We start from the raw sequence: 15640 nt of genomic DNA on the forward strand, positions 1-15640 counted from the left end.
GAAACATGGGATAACGGTAAGGCGGTACGTGAAACTTTGAATGCAGATTTACCTTTGGGTATTGATCACTTCCGATATTTTGCGGGTGCTTTACGTGCACAGGAAGGATCTCTTAGTCAGATTGATGAAAATACAGTGGCCTATCAGTTCCATGAGCCGATTGGTGTAGTTGGACAAATTATTCCATGGAATTTCCCACTATTAATGGCTGTATGGAAACTGGCGCCTGCACTTGCTGCAGGAAACTGTGTCGTATTAAAGCCGGCTGAGCAAACACCAGCATCAATTTTAGTGCTTGTTGAGCTGATTGAAGATTTACTTCCACCAGGTGTGCTGAATGTTGTAAATGGCTTCGGTTTAGAAGCAGGAAAGCCGTTAGCATCGAATCCGCGCATCGGTAAAATAGCATTTACAGGTGAGACGACGACAGGTCGCCTTATTATGCAATATGCATCTCAAAATCTGATTCCGGTTACTCTGGAATTGGGCGGTAAATCACCGAACATTTTCTTTGAAGATATCATGCAGGCAGACGATGCATTCTTTGATAAAGCAATCGAAGGATTATTGATGTTTGCGTTGAACCAAGGGGAAGTCTGTACGTGTCCGTCGCGTGCCTTGATTCAAGAATCGATTTACGAACCGTTCATGGAACGTGTTTTAGAGCGCGTCAAAGCCATCAAAATCGGAAATCCTCTTGATGCCGACGTCATGATGGGTGCTCAGGCTTCGAACGAACAGATGGAGAAAATCCTTTCGTATCTTGAAATCGGTAAGTCGGAAGGCGCAGAGTGTCTAATCGGTGGAGAGCGCAACATGCTCGAAGGAGATCTCGCAGAAGGATATTACATTCAACCAACGATCTTTAAAGGACACAATAAGATGCGCATCTTCCAGGAAGAAATTTTCGGACCGGTTCTATCGGTCACGACATTCAAGACGGAAGAAGAAGCACTCGAAATTGCGAATGATACGTTATATGGTCTTGGTGCCGGCGTCTGGACACGTGACATGAACCGTGCTTATCGGTTTGGTCGTGCGATCGAAGCAGGGCGCGTCTGGACGAACTGTTATCACCAATATCCAGCTCACGCGGCGTTTGGTGGTTACAAAATGTCAGGGATCGGACGCGAGAACCATAAGATGATGCTCAACCATTACCAACGGACGAAAAACCTACTCGTTAGCTATAACCCGAATAAACTCGGTTTCTTCTAAGTCGGAAAGGACGTGGATGCAAATGGTGGAACGTGTTCAGGCGACAGCAGCTTGTCTTGAGTTGATCGACCAGTTGAGAGAAAAACACGGTCCGTTGATGTTTCATCAATCTGGTGGTTGTTGCGATGGCAGTTCCCCGATGTGTTTTGCGCAGGGCGATTTATTCCTGGGAGATCAGGATAAAAAACTAGGAGAGATCGGTGGTTGCCCGTTTTATATTCATGAAGATCAATATGAGTACTGGAAACATACCCAACTCATCATTGATGTCGTGGATGGTCGAGGCGGAATGTTCTCTCTTGAGGGTGTCGAAGGGAAACGTTTTTTGACACGCTCCCGTGCGTTCACGCAAGAGGAATACGCTGAACTATCAGCATCAAGTTAATGAAGGATATAAACGCGATTTTGTCTAGGCGACTTGTTCATTCAGGTCGCTTGTACAGAATCGTGTTTTTGTTCGTATTACAGCGTTCTAACAGGATAAAAGTTGGTAATGCGGCATAAGAACGGTATAATGAACTCATATTTTGACGAGAAGATTTTTTCACACTATGACATTATAGGGGGTCACCATGAAATATCCATTTTTAGGTTGGACAGGTCACACGATCGGAGTGACGGCGCCCTCCTCCGGATTACGTGAACAGCAACAGGAATGGGTCGAACGAGCAGTTGAACAGGTACAAGCACGGCAAATGAACGTCCGTTTAGGTGAAACGATTTGGTCGCATCAACTTGCTGAGAGTGCACCGGTCAAACAACGCGCCGAAGAATTCAATCACATGATGACGGATGAGACGATTGATGCTGTTATCCCGCCATTTGGTGGGGAACGCGCCATTGATCTTTTACCCGAGTTGACGTTAGCTACTTACCAAACAAAATGGTTGCTTGGCTATTCCGATATCAGTACGTTATTGCTCAGTTTGACGCTTCAGACGGGAATTGCGACAGCACATGGTCCGAACTTCGTTGAGCTTCGGAGTAAAGAATGGGACGAGACGACAAGTGCCTGGCGACGGGTTCTCGCGACGCCATCTGGAGAAACCGTCACACAGTGGGCTTCCGATCGTTATCAAACCGCGTGGACAGACGAAGAACGTCCAGCAGGTTCGTTATTTCAGCTGACGGAAGCGACAGAATGGAAAGCACTTGATGAGCGAACAGAAGTGACCGGACGGTTACTTGGGGGTTGTCTGGAGACGATTCGCCATCTGATTGGGACACCGTACGGAGATGTGAAGCGCTTCCAACATGAAGAGATCAACGGAGAACCGATTCTCTGGTACTTCGAGGTGTCTGAAGCGAGTTCTGCCGAGGTGCATCGGACGCTTCGACAAATGGCGTATGCAGGGTGGTTCGACCATGCGGCTGGCTTTTTATTTGGCCGTACGTCTGCAAGGATTACAGAAGATCTGACATGGCTAGACGTGTATCACTATCTAGCCGATGAAACGGGCTTACCAGTCTTATATGATCTTGACATCGGTCATCAGCCACCACAGTTAACGTTAATCAATGGAGCGACGGGTACGGTTCGTATTCAAGGAAAAGATTCACGAATCGATCTTACGTTCAACTAAAAAGGAGAGCACGCAATGGCACGTCGTAAGTTTCAAGCATTAGGCGTTTATAAACGCGTCCATATTAACCCGGAAACACGTCGAATGACGTTACCGGAACCGTTTTACGATGCACTTCGTCTAGAAGATGAATTGCTGATTGCACAAGTCGGAGATGTTCTCGTCATGCGTCGTCCGGGGGAAGTCGTCGAGACAGAAACGGATTTATTGAGTGAACTCGTAGAAGATGGATTCACGGGTACAGAGCTTGTCCAAGAGTTTGCCTACCGGCGTCAGCAACAGGAACAACGATTACGTCAACAAGTCTTGCAGGATGAAGAGGATGACCATGCTGCTCAACTGAAGATCGAGCTATAACGGAAAGAAGGAGTGGGGCAGATGCGTCGTAGAACAAAAATTGGAATCGGAGTCATCGGATCCGGATTAGTAGCAGCGAGTTATTATTTTTATGAGATGGCAATCGCCACGAATCCGAAGCCGTTCTTATCGAATAATCGGGATTTGAGTGATGAGATGGTCCGGTTGATGCAACCTGGACAGACATGGATCAAGGAGCAGCCGCTCGAGCGGATCGAGATTGAAGCAAAAGATGGTTTAACGTTACGCGGACATTTCCTCCCGTCTCCTGTTCCGTCAGACCGGATTGTCATTCTCGTGCATGGATACGGAGGCGTCGGAACGGATTTAGCCGGATTCGCCTATCTGTACCATCAGGCCGGTTTCCATGTCATGATGCCCGATAATCGAGGACACGGAATGAGTGACGGTCATTATATCGGATTCGGATGGCATGATCGTGAAGATTGTCTCAGTTGGTCGAACTATCTGATTGAACGGATTGGACAGGATGCGAAACTGTTCTTACATGGTGTGTCGATGGGAGGGGCGACCGTATTGATGACGAGTGGCGAACAACTTCCACCACAAATCAAAGGAATCATTTCTGATTGTGCCTATACGTCCGTCAATGCTGTTCTTGCGTATCAGATGAAGCGGATGTATCGACTACCACACTTCCCGTTTTTAGGGATGACGAGCGTATTGACGAAGCTAAAGGCAGGTTATACGTTCCGTGAAGCATCAGCGCTGAAACAGGTCAAAAAGGCACAGGTTCCGATTCTCTTCATTCATGGTGGTGCGGATACGTTCGTACCGACAGATATGGTGTATGAGCTGTACGAAGCCTGTCCAACGGAAAAGGAACTGGTCGTCATTCCGAATGCCGCACACGCTATGGCATATTTCGAGGATCCGGCATTATATGATGACGTCGTTGAGAAGTTCGTCCGGAACATCTTGCGAAATGATTGACAACTCAGTTCGTTACCCGCTATATTAATATCATAAATCAACGTCGTCGTGGCGGAACTGGTAGACGCGCTAGACTCAGAATCTAGTGGTGGCAACACCGTGGAGGTTCAAGTCCTCTCGGCCGCACCAAANNCGAGGCAATCCCATCAAGGGGTTGCCTCCTTTTTTGATAATGAATAGAAAACGGTTGCATCGAATAAAAATTCAGAAATGTTTATCTTTTTAGAACTTTTCTGGTAAAATACGTTTTAAAGAGGGTACTCTTCAGGGAAAGTACTAAGTGGAGTCGACAATCTTTAACACATAGGAGAGGGGAAACAAACATGAAAAAAGGAAGTATTTTGCTAGCGCTCTTGATGAGCTGTATTCTCGTACTTGGTGCATGTAGTATCGGTTCGAAGGATGAAGGGTCTTCAGAAGGAAAGACGTATAAAGTTGGTATCGACGTCACGTATCCACCATTTGAGTACAAAGACGGGGACACGTACAAAGGAATCGACATCGATCTTATGAAAGCAATCGCTAAGGATCAAAACTTCAAGATTAAATTTGAAGCAATGGATTTCAGCGGTATCATTCCAGCACTTCAAGCAAACCAATTGGACGTTGCCATTGCCGGTATGAGTATTACACCAGAACGGAAAAAAGTCGTCACATTCTCAGACCCATATTTCAAAGCTGGTCTTATTTTAGTCGTCAAAAAAGATGAGAATGGTATTAAATCCGTTAACGATCTTAAAGGGAAAAAAGTAGCCGTCAAAAAGGGAACGACGGGTGCAAAATATGCAACGGACAACGCGGATAAACTTGGCTTCACTGTTACACAGTTCAATGACAGTCCAGCGATGTTCCAAGAAGTAAAGAACGGTAACGCAGCTGCCTTGATTGAAGATTATCCGGTCATCTCATATGCAAACAAACAACAAAATCTTGGATTGAAACTTGTCGGTGATCGTCTCAACGGTGATAACTACGGGATCGCTGTCTTAAAAGGTGAGAATAAGGATCTGCTGAAGAAAATCAACAAAGGACTTGCGAATCTGAAAGAAAACGGTGAATACGATAAAATCGTTGACACGTATCTGAAATAAGTCGCAAGGCGATAAGGGAGTGGGATAGCCAATGGAAGTGGTCAAAACCGCATTTCCATTTTTCTTGGAAGGGCTTCAAGTCACATTGTATATTTTCATCATTGCGGTCATCGTCGGCTTTCTGATTGGCTTAGTCGTCGCATTGATGCGGTTGTCACCGTTAAAGATTTTGAACGCAATCGCGATCATCTATATCGATGTCATTCGTGGTACACCGTTCATCGTTCAGCTTTTCTTCATCTACTTTGGACTCAACTCGCTTGAGTGGTTATCGATGGACCGGATGTATGCAGGGATACTGACGGTCGCGATCAATGCTGGTGCTTATTTCGCGGAAATTATTCGAGCAGGTATCCAGTCGATTGATAAGGGACAAACAGAAGCCGCACGTTCACTCGGGATGACAGGACGTCAAACGATGGTTCAAATCATTTTACCGCAAGCATTCCGACGGATGTTACCAACGATTACGAATCAATCGATCATTAGCTTAAAAGATACATCGTTGTTATCGATCATCGGCATCGCTGATTTGACGCAACAAGGTCAAGTTCAGCAATCGACGACGTTTGAGCCATTCATCGTTTGGTCTGTCGTCGGATTGATGTACTTCGTCATCATTTATCTCTTGTCATTAGTGGCGAAGTTCTTGGAACGGAGGTTTACATTACGATGAGTATCATTGAAGTGAAGAATCTAAAGAAATCATTCGGCTCGAACGAAGTCTTAAAAGACATTAACGTCTCGATAGCCGAAAAAGAAGTTGTGTGTGTCATCGGTCCGTCGGGATCTGGGAAAAGTACGTTTTTACGCTGTTTGAATCGACTGGAAGAGATTACGGGTGGAACGGTCATCATCGATGATTTCGACATCACAAATCCGAAGGTCGATATCAACAAAGTTCGGGAGGAGGTCGGAATGGTCTTTCAGCATTTTAATCTCTTCCCGCATAAGACCGTGCTTGAGAACGTCACGCTCGCACCGATCAAAGTACGTAAATCGGATAAGGACCAGGCGAAAAAGCGAGCTTTGGAACTACTCGATAAAGTTGGGTTACGGGAAAAAGCGAATAATTATCCAGGCGAATTATCCGGGGGTCAAAAGCAACGGGTCGCAATTGCCCGAGCGCTCGCGATGAATCCGAAAATCATGTTGTTTGACGAGCCAACGTCAGCGCTTGACCCGGAAATGGTCGGGGACGTGCTTGCCGTCATGAAACAACTTGCTCTCGAAGGGATGACGATGGTCGTCGTGACCCATGAGATGGGATTTGCTCGTGAAGTCGGAGACCGCGTGTTGTTTATGGATGGTGGGTATGTCGTCGAAGAGAATGTGCCACAAGCGCTCTTTGATTCTCCACAGCATGAACGGACGCAATCGTTCCTCAGTAAAGTGTTATGATTAAACCGGCGTATCTAAATGCAGATACGCCGGTTTTTTGCTTATTCATAAATTACTGGCTAAGCGCTCATAAGAAAAACTTATACATTTAAGCGTGAGAATTTGGGAATTCGAAATGCACACGCAGGAAAAGAGTAGTAATATAGTAACGAAGGCACTTTCATGGAAGAATGGCACGTTCGTTCCTTCTCATGACGTTTTAGCGCATCATTCATGCAATTTCTTTTGAAAGCGCTAACAGGTAGAGGGCTGGAAACACATTTAGCCGATGCTAAATGTGAGGGGAGAAATATAGAAACGGGGGGAACCGTACATGGCAGGCCACGAGCAAGATCAACAAGCATTTTATGGACCAAACCTTGGCTACATCATTGAATTGTACGAGCGTTTTTTAGAAGACAAAACATCCGTCGATGAGGAGACACGTACTTATTTCGAAGAGCATGGTGCACCTGTGACGGAACCAGTAGTACCGATGCAAGTCGAGACGGGAGATTTCGAAAAATATCTTGCGGCGAATCGTTTAGCGGAACAAATTCGTGCAAAAGGACATCTTGCGGCGGATATCTATCCGCTGAAGGACCATCCGCGAGAAACAGGATTATTCGAACTAAATCAGTTTGGACTGACAGAGGCAGATCTTCGGAAAATGCCGGTTTCACTCGTCTGTCCTGAGCCGCCAGCGGGTGTTCAAGATGCATTTGAAGGCATCGAGCACTTGAAAGCGCAATACACGGGAGCAGCGGCTGTTGAGTTCCAGCATGTTGATGACTTAGAGGAAAAGAAATGGCTCCGTCAAAAAATCGAACAAGGTGCTTTGACGGCGACGCTTGATGCTGAGCAAAAGAAACAATTGTTCAAACGCTTGGCTGAAACGGACCTTTTCGAAAAATATCTGCACAAAACATATGTCGGTCAAAAACGATTCTCGATCGAAGGGCTCGATGCGATGGTGCCATTGCTCGATACGATCGTCGGACACCTCATTTCGAACGGCTCGGAGACGATCAATATCGGAATGGCGCACCGTGGACGATTAAATGTTTTAGCTCATGTACTCGGTAAACCATATGAAATGATCTTTGCTGAGTTCCAGCATGCACCAAATCATGATCTCGTACCGTCTGAAGGATCAATCGGTATCACATACGGTTGGACGGGCGACGTGAAGTATCACCTCGGACTAAACCGGAAACTCGAGCAAAAGACACGTGACATCCGGATGACGCTCGCGAACAATCCGTCGCACTTAGAGTTCGTCGACCCAGTCGTCGAGGGCTTCACGCGTGCGGCACAAGATGACCGGACCCAAAAAGGCGCACCACGTCAAGAGCAGGCAGCCGCTGCTGCGATCCTGATTCACGGGGATGCAGCGTTCCCAGGTCAAGGAATCGTTGCTGAAACCTTGAATTTAGCAAATCTCAAAGGATATAACACAGGCGGAACGATTCACATCATCGCGAACAATACGATCGGCTTCACGACGGAACCGACAGATTCGCGTTCGACGCGTTACTCGAGTGACCTGGCTAAAGGGTATGAGATTCCAGTTTTCCACGTCAACGCCGATGAACCTGAAAGCTGTCTCGCTGTTGCGCTACTCGCGAGCGAGTACCGTGCAACATTCAAGAAAGACGTCATGATCGATTTAATCGGATATCGTCGTTTTGGACACAACGAAATGGATGAACCGATGAATACAAACCCGGTCTTATACGATTTGATCCATAAGCATGATCCGATTCGTGTCTTGTACGGAAAGACGCTTGTCGCGAACGGGGATGCGACAGCTGAGGAAATTCAATCGATTGAGACGTCAATCAATGATCACATGAAGGCGGCTCGAGAAAAAGTCCCAAATGTAGAGAAAGAGTATGGTGGGGTCATGCCGGACGTCGTCTTTAAAGGCGTTCCGACGATCGAAACAGGAGTAGCGATCGAAACATTAACTGCATACAATCAAGAATTGTTGCAGTGGCCAGATGGCTTCCAAGTGTTCCATAAACTTGAGAAAGTCCTGAAGCGCCGGACAGATGCATTCTCGACGAAGAACGGGATTGACTGGGGACACGCCGAAACATTGGCATTCGCTTCAATTCTCTCGGATGGAACACCAATCCGATTGAGCGGGCAAGATTCTGAACGGGGAACGTTTGCACAACGGAATATCAATCTTCATGATGTGAAAACGGGAGAAGGATTCTCGCCACTTCATGCTTTATCAACGGCAACAGCTTCGTTCTCGGTCTATAACAGTCCACTCTCTGAGGCGGGTGTTCTTGGCTTTGAATACGGCTATAATGTCTTTGCACCAGAAACGCTTGTCTTATGGGAAGCGCAATACGGAGACTTCGCAAACTCAGGTCAAGTCATCTTTGACCAGTTTATTTCTGCGAGCCGAGCCAAATGGGGACAAACGTCAGGTCTCGTTATGTTGCTTCCGCACGGTTATGAAGGACAAGGACCAGAACACTCGAGTGGTCGTTTAGAGCGCTTCTTGACGTTATCCGGTGAGAAGAACTGGACAGTTGCGAACGTATCGAGTGCTGCGCAGTACTTCCATTTGTTGCGTCGACAAGCAGCAATCCTCGGAAAAGAGGAAGTTAGACCGCTCGTGGTCATGACACCAAAGAGTCTCTTGCGTCATCCGCTTGCGACATCTGACGTCTCTGAATTGACGGAGGGTAGTTTCCGTCGTGTCATTGAACAAGCGGGACTTGGAGAAGCACCAGATCGTGTCAAACGTCTTGTGTTCTGTTCTGGTAAGATGGCAATTGATTTAGCGGAAGCGGTCTCGAAATCAGAGGAGAATCTCGACTGGTTACAAATCGTCCGGGTTGAGGAACTGTATCCGTTCCCAGCGAAAGCCTTACAAGAAGTCATTGCGCGCTATGAATCCGTCGAAGAGATGGTCTGGGTGCAAGAAGAACCGAAAAACATGGGGGCGTGGTCCTTTATGGAACCACGGCTTGAAACAGTCGCACCGAACGGAATTCAAAATGTTCGTTACATTGGTCGTCGTCGCCGTTCAAGTACAGCAGAAGGTGACCCGGCAGGTCATAAAGTAGAGCAAGCACGTATAATCAATGATGCGCTCACAGCAACGGCTTCTACACCAACAGCACCATCACACGTATCGAATCACACATCATAACGTAAGATAGAAACGAGTCATAGGGGGAGAATACGATGGAAATCAAAGTACCAGAACTTGCCGAATCAATTACTGAAGGAACGGTGGCATCTTGGTTAAAACAACCAGGTGATCACGTGGAAAAAGGGGAAGCCATCGTTGAGCTCGAGACAGATAAGGTCAACATCGAAGTACCGTCAGATGAAGCGGGTACGTTAACGGAAGTAATGGCTGCTGAGGGAGATACAGTCCGCGTCGGGGAAACGATTGCTGTCATCTCTGCTGGTGGCGAAGCTTCAAAACCGGCTGCAACAGAAACAGCACAAGAAACTCCAAAAGAGACACCAAAAGCAGAAGAAAAAGCGGAACAACCAGTGGCTGCAGCAGCGACGGAAAGTACATCCGTTGCAGATCGTCCGATTGCTTCACCTGCTGCCCGTAAATTGGCTCGTGAAAAAGGAATTGATTTAGCACAAGTGGCGACGCAAGATCCACTTGGTCGGATCCGTGTCCAAGATGTCGCGACGTTTGAAGTAGCGCCACGTGAACAAGCAAAACCTGCTCCTACGAAGCCTGCTGCGCCGACACCAGCTCAAGCGGCTGCTCCTGGGAAACCAGAAGAGCGAATCAAGATGTCACGTCGCCGGAAGACGATTGCGAATCGCCTTGTTGAAGTTCAACAAACGGCAGCGATGTTGACGACATTCAATGAAATCGATATGTCTGCTGTCATGGCGCTCCGTAAACGCCGTCAAGAAAAGTTCGTGAAGGAAAACGAAGTTAAACTCGGCTTCATGTCATTCTTTACGAAAGCAGCAGTCGCAGCACTCAAAAAGATGCCATACCTGAATGCTGAGATTCAAGGCGATGAAATCGTCCTGAAGAAATTCTATGATATCGGCATTGCCGTCTCAGCACCAGACGGTCTCGTTGTTCCAGTCGTTCGTGATGCGGACAAAAAGAACTTCGCTGAAATTGAAAAGGACATCATTCAATTAGCGGTCAAAGCGCGTGATAATAAACTTGGTCTATCTGACTTAACGGGTGGTACGTTCACAATCACGAATGGTGGTACGTTCGGTTCACTCATGTCGACGCCGATCTTAAACGGTCCACAAGTCGCGATTCTCGGCATGCACGCAATCAACCTGCGCCCTATTGCCATTGATGCAGAACGCATGGAAAATCGTCCGATGATGTATGTTGCTCTCTCTTACGATCACCGGATTGTGGATGGAAAAGAAGCTGTTACGTTCCTGAAACACATTAAAGATCTTCTTGAAGATCCAGAGTCATTGATTTTCGAAGCGTAATCATTAAAAGACCCGTTTTAGATGCGGGTCTTTTTTCTATGGAATGATATCGTTTTGTCATCAAATCAAGAAATGACGTTAACAGCTTCTCTATATCATCTTCATACAAACAATTTAAGATAAGTGTTGTAAGAATATTTCAAGGGGGAATAGATGATGCTGAAACAAATCGGATTGACGATGGTAGCGGGAGCCGTATTAAGTACAGGACTTCCGACAGAAGATGTCGGTGCACAATCAAAAGGCAAATCGTTACTCGATTCAAATCGAATCATTAACGTTGCTCATCGTGGAGCTTCAGGTTATGCGCCGGAGCATACGATGCCAGCTTACGAAATGGGACATAAGAAATTTAAAGCAGATTACATCGAAATTGATTTACAGATGACAAAAGATGGTCATTTGATTGCGATGCATGACGAAACCGTCGATCGGACGACGAACGGAACGGGTGCTGTCAAAGAGAAGACATTAGCTCAAATCAAGAAACTTGATGCGGGTAGTTGGTTTAATGAAGCAAATCCAACACTCGCTAAAAAATCATATGTAGGATTAAAAGTCCCGACACTCCAAGAAGTCGTGAATAAGTACGGGAAACATGCGAATTACTACATTGAGACGAAGTCCCCTGAAGTATATCCAGGAATGGAAAAGAAATTACTCGATTTATTGAAACGGAACGGATTGTCTAGTGATCGTGTGAAATCAGGACAAGTCTTGATTCAGTCGTTTAGTGCAGAAAGTCTTCAAAAAGTCAGATCCATCGATTCAAAAGTCCCGTTGATTCAATTGATGGAAGCAAAGGAGGTGTCTTCCTTAACCAGTACGAAATTAAAGGAAATCCGTAAATATGCAGTTGGAGTCGGTCCTTCATATAAAGCATTGACACGTGAAAATGTTAAAGCAATTCGTCAACAGGGCTTGCTGTTGCATCCGTATACAGTAAATGAAAAAGTCGAAATGGTTCGCTTGCTTGACTATGGTGTTACAGGTGTCTTCACGAACTACGCGGATCGCTTTAATGCAGTCATTAAAGAATCGTCCAAAAAAATTTCAAAATAATTCAAAGAGTGATTCCTCGTTTCGAATGCGAAATAAGGAATTGCTCTTTTTTTGATGAAATCTCGTATTTTAAATCCAATATTTCCTTCCTTACGTAATCTGTGTAGAGCATGATGACAAATTCGAATTATGAGATGAATAGTGAGACAAAACTATATAGTCGTTAGAGTGTTTCATGTTACGATAACAGTGCAGTTTTGGGAAGGAATGGAGTGAGGATTGTGAGAATTACACAGTATACGGATTATGGTTTACGCGTGTTGATGTATCTCGGTGTGCACCGGGATGTTATCACACCAATGCCGCAGATTGCCCAGCATTATGGCATCTCATCCAACCATTTAATGAAAGTGACACAACAGTTAGCGAAACTTGGATATGTCGAATCAACGAGAGGTCGCTCAGGGGGACTCCGTTTGATTCGTGATCCAAAGGACATTAACATCGGAAAAGTCGTTCGTGAAATGGAACCGATGGATATCGTTGAATGCTTCGGAAGCAACGGTCATTGTGTCATCGAACCTGGGTGTCGATTAAAAGGTGTGCTTGGGCGAGCATTGCGAGCCTTTATCCGAGAACTGGAACAGCATACACTAGAAGAGTTGCTTGATAATCGTGATGAGTTGGCGCTCTTATTTGCTGCTTCACCCTTACAGCGTTCCTAATCAAAAACCCTCGTTTCCGTAAGCGGAAGCGAGGGTTTTGTCATGTCGATATACTCACATGTCATCTTGGCGTTTCTTCGGTTCCACATGTCCTTTATTCTTAGACAGGTCGTCACGGACAGACGATTTCCATAATGGCACGTCGCTATAGTAAGCAGCACGCGCAATTAAATGTCCACCAATCGGTGCCGTGATGAGTACGAATAGGATACCAAGCACGACACGAGAGGAGAAAAATCCATCTTCAGTGACGAAATAAATAATGACGCCGATCAAAATCGACATGACGCCTAATGTCGCACTTTTAGATGCGGCATGCGCACGCGTATAGACATCGGGTAAGCGGATCAAACCGAGCGCGGTAACGAGACTAAATCCCATACCGAGCAAGGCGAAGACCGCGACGATCCATTCATTGATTGCGATCACGTTCGATGATCTCTCCTTTCTCGATATATTTTGAAAAGGCAACCGTACCGATGAAGGCGAGTATACCAATCAAAAGAATGACTTCGAGGTAGTCGCTCGTCCGTAAGATGATTGAGACAAGACCAACGATTGAAATCAAGCTGATACCAATCGAATCTAAGGCGATAACACGATCCGCAACACTTGGACCTTTAATGACACGGTAGAATAGACCGAGCATCGAGAGGAAGACACCCCCGAGTGCGATATAGATTAAAATATCGAACATCACCGACTCACCTCCAGAATGGCTTTCTCAAAACTATCGCGAATCGATGCGACGGCTTCGTCGACTTCCGGCATATGAAGCGCATGAATATAGAGAATCTTATTATCGTCCGAGATATCGACGACAAGTGTTCCAGGTGTCAAGGTAATCAGCATCGATAACAATGTGACTTGCCACGGTTGATCGAGTTCCGTCTCATAGGCAAAGATACCAGGCTGAATATCTAACTTCGGCTTTAAAATGATTTTTAGGACATCGATGTTCGCTACGACAAGTTCATAGAGAAAGCGGAAAAACAACAAGACGAGTGCGACGACAGGTCCGAGATAAAAACGACCCTTAAAGCCGCGACGGAAAGCGAACATCGCAATCAGACCTAATGCATAGCCGATGGCGAAACCGGAGGCCGAGAAATTATTCGCAAGAAACATCCACAAGAAAGCAAGAAATAAGTTGAGCAAGACTTGAAATGCCATGAATTAACGACCTCCTTTGAGTACGGCATCGATATAGAGCGTTGGATTCGTCAGAGGTTCAACGGCTTGTTGAATCAGTGGACGCATCGCCTCAGCGCCTACGCCATAGAGGATGCTAAGCGCAACTAAGGCAATCGCAGGTGCAAGCAGTCGAGAAACGAGCGCTTGCTTCTCACCTGAGTACGGTTTGGGTATCCCCCAAAAAGCACGCATGAACAGTTGGACGACCGAATACAAGACGAGCAGACTGGATAGTAGAACGATGATCGGTCCGACCAATTCACCAGCTTCAATGCCGCCACGAACAATCAAGAACTTCCCGATGAACCCACTAAGCGGTGGAATGCCGGCAAGCGATAACGCTGCAATGAAGAATGTCCAACCCAGCACCGGAAAGGCTTTGATCATGCCACCCATATCCTTTAGTTTAGTTGATCCGGCAATTCCGACCATGATGCCGACGAGCAGGAACAATGCAGCCTTGATCACCATATCGTGAAGCAGGTAGAAAATCGCACCTTCTAGTGCTTGCGGTGTCATAAGGGAAACCCCATACAAGATGACCCCGACTGCGACGATGATGTTGTAAATGATGATCTGTTTCGCATCCCGTGTCGCTAATGCGCCAATCACACCGATGATGATCGTGCTGAGGGCAAGGACACTTAAGATTTGATGAATCGTTCCGATCTCGTTTGAGAAGAACAAGCTATACGTCCGTAAAATTCCGTATACCCCGACCTTCGTCAACAAGGCACCGAACAAGGCAAGAACAGGTGTCGGTGGTACTTGATAAGAACCAGGTAACCAGAAGTAGAGTGGGAAAATCGCGCCTTTTAATCCGAAAACGATCAGGAACAACAAGGCGATGACGTTTAGAATCGCTGGTTGTCCAATCTCTGTGATCTTCTGACTGATGTCCGCCATGCTGAGTGAACCGATGATCCCGTACAAGAAGGCAACCGTCATGACGAATAATGCGGACGAGATGACGTTAATCAAAAGATACTTCAGCGATTCTCGTAACTGTGCCGGTTTCCCGCCGAGAACGATCAAGACATAAGACGAAATCAGGAAAACTTCGAAGAAGACGAACATGTTAAAGATATCACCTGTCGTAAAGGCACCATTGACACCAACGAGCAGGAATTGAACGGCAATGAAATAGTAGTACCGTTGATAGGAAACGCTCAAGTAGACAATGGCATACCAGATGATACAAAGAACAAGAATGCTCGTCGTCGTGACGAGTAAAGCGGATAGCATGTCAGAGACAAGCGTAATCCCGAAAGGTGCTGGCCAGCTACCGAGTGTGACGGTTAAAATGCCATTCAAACGGACAGTCAGAACGAGGTAGATGGAAGCACAGACAGTTAAAATCGTCGAAATGATGGAAACGATCCGTTGTCCTTTGAGGTATCGCGGGAAAAACATCAAGATGACACCGGTCAACAAAGGAATGATGATCGGTAATAGCGGTAAGTTAATCATTCGAATCGGTTCCTTTCATCTCTTCGATATTATCGGTCCCGAGCTCTTGATAAGCGCGATACGCAAGCACCAAGAAGAAGGCAGTGACACCAAAGCTAATGACGATGGCAGTCAGGACGAGTGCCTGCGGCAGTGGATCCGTATAGGAAGTCACGCCGTCCTTTAAAACCGGAGCCGCGCCTCGTTTTAATCCACCCAT

The 15640-nt window shown here is 46.3% G+C and carries 17 protein-coding genes; 12 read left to right on the plus strand and 5 right to left on the minus strand.

Features of this window, described 5'->3' with window-relative positions; all coding sequences use genetic code 11:
* The 12 genes from adh to B2751_RS11605 all read left to right on the plus strand — a co-directional run.
* A partial coding sequence (gene adh, locus B2751_RS11550; protein ID WP_290774882.1) for an aldehyde dehydrogenase occupies positions 1-1218 on the plus strand: 1218 nt, incomplete at its 5' end.
* A 22-nt stretch (positions 1219-1240) separates the two neighbouring features.
* On the plus strand, positions 1241-1603 hold the full coding sequence (locus B2751_RS11555; protein WP_023468555.1) for a DUF779 domain-containing protein: 363 nt from the start codon (positions 1241-1243) through the stop codon (positions 1601-1603).
* Positions 1604-1790: 187 nt separating this feature from the next.
* The gene (locus tag B2751_RS11560; RefSeq protein ID WP_290774884.1) at positions 1791-2801 is read left to right on the plus strand and encodes a S66 family peptidase; all 1011 of its coding nucleotides are present in this window, start codon (positions 1791-1793) and stop codon (positions 2799-2801) included.
* A gap of 15 nt (positions 2802-2816) precedes the next feature.
* Positions 2817-3158 (plus strand): hypothetical protein, encoded by a 342-nt coding sequence (locus tag B2751_RS11565; protein WP_023468553.1) that lies wholly within the window; start codon positions 2817-2819, stop codon positions 3156-3158.
* A 21-nt stretch (positions 3159-3179) separates the two neighbouring features.
* The gene (locus B2751_RS11570; protein ID WP_029341930.1) at positions 3180-4112 is read left to right on the plus strand and encodes an alpha/beta hydrolase; all 933 of its coding nucleotides are present in this window, start codon (positions 3180-3182) and stop codon (positions 4110-4112) included.
* A gap of 323 nt (positions 4113-4435) precedes the next feature.
* Positions 4436-5203: a transporter substrate-binding domain-containing protein gene (locus tag B2751_RS11575; protein ID WP_035407400.1), complete on the plus strand. Its 768-nt coding sequence runs from the start codon at positions 4436-4438 to the stop codon at positions 5201-5203.
* Between the two features lie 31 nt (positions 5204-5234).
* A complete protein-coding gene (locus tag B2751_RS11580; protein ID WP_035407403.1) occupies positions 5235-5879 on the plus strand; it encodes an amino acid ABC transporter permease in 645 nt (214 codons plus the stop codon).
* Entirely contained in the window at positions 5876-6604 is a 729-nt protein-coding gene (locus B2751_RS11585) for an amino acid ABC transporter ATP-binding protein (RefSeq protein ID WP_035407405.1), read from the plus strand. Before B2751_RS11580 ends, B2751_RS11585 begins: the two co-directional genes overlap by 4 nt.
* Positions 6605-6917: 313 nt before the next feature.
* A complete protein-coding gene (locus B2751_RS11590) occupies positions 6918-9758 on the plus strand; it encodes a 2-oxoglutarate dehydrogenase E1 component (RefSeq protein ID WP_290774886.1) in 2841 nt (946 codons plus the stop codon).
* Between the two features lie 35 nt (positions 9759-9793).
* Positions 9794-11050 (plus strand): 2-oxoglutarate dehydrogenase complex dihydrolipoyllysine-residue succinyltransferase, encoded by a 1257-nt coding sequence (gene odhB / locus B2751_RS11595; RefSeq protein WP_035407413.1) that lies wholly within the window; start codon positions 9794-9796, stop codon positions 11048-11050.
* Between the two features lie 156 nt (positions 11051-11206).
* The gene (locus B2751_RS11600) at positions 11207-12112 is read left to right on the plus strand and encodes a glycerophosphodiester phosphodiesterase (RefSeq protein WP_375091863.1); all 906 of its coding nucleotides are present in this window, start codon (positions 11207-11209) and stop codon (positions 12110-12112) included.
* Between the two features lie 221 nt (positions 12113-12333).
* Entirely contained in the window at positions 12334-12777 is a 444-nt protein-coding gene (locus B2751_RS11605; RefSeq protein ID WP_035407421.1) for an Rrf2 family transcriptional regulator, read from the plus strand.
* A gap of 54 nt (positions 12778-12831) precedes the next feature.
* On the opposite strand, the gene mnhG is transcribed toward B2751_RS11605, so the two are convergent.
* The 5 genes from mnhG to B2751_RS11630 all read right to left on the minus strand — a co-directional run.
* Positions 12832-13206, minus strand: coding sequence for a monovalent cation/H(+) antiporter subunit G (gene mnhG, locus B2751_RS11610; protein WP_290774888.1), 375 nt, complete (start codon positions 13204-13206; stop codon positions 12832-12834).
* Entirely contained in the window at positions 13190-13426 is a 237-nt protein-coding gene (locus B2751_RS11615; protein ID WP_369792030.1) for a Na(+)/H(+) antiporter subunit F1, read from the minus strand. The genes mnhG and B2751_RS11615 overlap by 17 nt, the downstream gene beginning before the upstream one ends.
* A 47-nt stretch (positions 13427-13473) precedes the next feature.
* Entirely contained in the window at positions 13474-13950 is a 477-nt protein-coding gene (locus B2751_RS11620) for a Na+/H+ antiporter subunit E (protein WP_290751004.1), read from the minus strand.
* A 3-nt stretch (positions 13951-13953) separates the two neighbouring features.
* Positions 13954-15441 (minus strand): Na+/H+ antiporter subunit D, encoded by a 1488-nt coding sequence (locus tag B2751_RS11625; protein WP_290751000.1) that lies wholly within the window; start codon positions 15439-15441, stop codon positions 13954-13956.
* Positions 15434-15640 (minus strand): NADH-quinone oxidoreductase subunit K (locus B2751_RS11630; RefSeq protein ID WP_290774890.1); only part of this gene is annotated, 207 nt, incomplete at its 5' end. The genes B2751_RS11630 and B2751_RS11625, both read right to left, overlap by 8 nt.

The organism is Exiguobacterium sp. UBA6282 (genome assembly GCF_002440475.1).
Classification (GTDB): Bacteria; Bacillota; Bacilli; order Exiguobacteriales; family Exiguobacteriaceae; genus Exiguobacterium_A.

Coding starts and splice junctions, on each gene's coding strand:
- B2751_RS11555 (WP_023468555.1), top strand. CDS start 1,241: ATGGTGGAACGTGTTCAGGCGACAGCAGCTTGTCTTGAGTTGATCGAC.
- B2751_RS11560 (WP_290774884.1), top strand. CDS start 1,791: ATGAAATATCCATTTTTAGGTTGGACAGGTCACACGATCGGAGTGACG.
- B2751_RS11565 (WP_023468553.1), top strand. CDS start 2,817: ATGGCACGTCGTAAGTTTCAAGCATTAGGCGTTTATAAACGCGTCCAT.
- B2751_RS11570 (WP_029341930.1), top strand. CDS start 3,180: ATGCGTCGTAGAACAAAAATTGGAATCGGAGTCATCGGATCCGGATTA.
- B2751_RS11575 (WP_035407400.1), top strand. CDS start 4,436: ATGAAAAAAGGAAGTATTTTGCTAGCGCTCTTGATGAGCTGTATTCTC.
- B2751_RS11580 (WP_035407403.1), top strand. CDS start 5,235: ATGGAAGTGGTCAAAACCGCATTTCCATTTTTCTTGGAAGGGCTTCAA.
- B2751_RS11585 (WP_035407405.1), top strand. CDS start 5,876: ATGAGTATCATTGAAGTGAAGAATCTAAAGAAATCATTCGGCTCGAAC.
- B2751_RS11590 (WP_290774886.1), top strand. CDS start 6,918: ATGGCAGGCCACGAGCAAGATCAACAAGCATTTTATGGACCAAACCTT.
- odhB (WP_035407413.1), top strand. CDS start 9,794: ATGGAAATCAAAGTACCAGAACTTGCCGAATCAATTACTGAAGGAACG.
- B2751_RS11600 (WP_375091863.1), top strand. CDS start 11,207: ATGCTGAAACAAATCGGATTGACGATGGTAGCGGGAGCCGTATTAAGT.
- B2751_RS11615 (WP_369792030.1), bottom strand. CDS start 13,426: ATGCTCGGTCTATTCTACCGTGTCATTAAAGGTCCAAGTGTTGCGGAT.
- B2751_RS11620 (WP_290751004.1), bottom strand. CDS start 13,950: ATGGCATTTCAAGTCTTGCTCAACTTATTTCTTGCTTTCTTGTGGATG.
- B2751_RS11625 (WP_290751000.1), bottom strand. CDS start 15,441: ATGATTAACTTACCGCTATTACCGATCATCATTCCTTTGTTGACCGGT.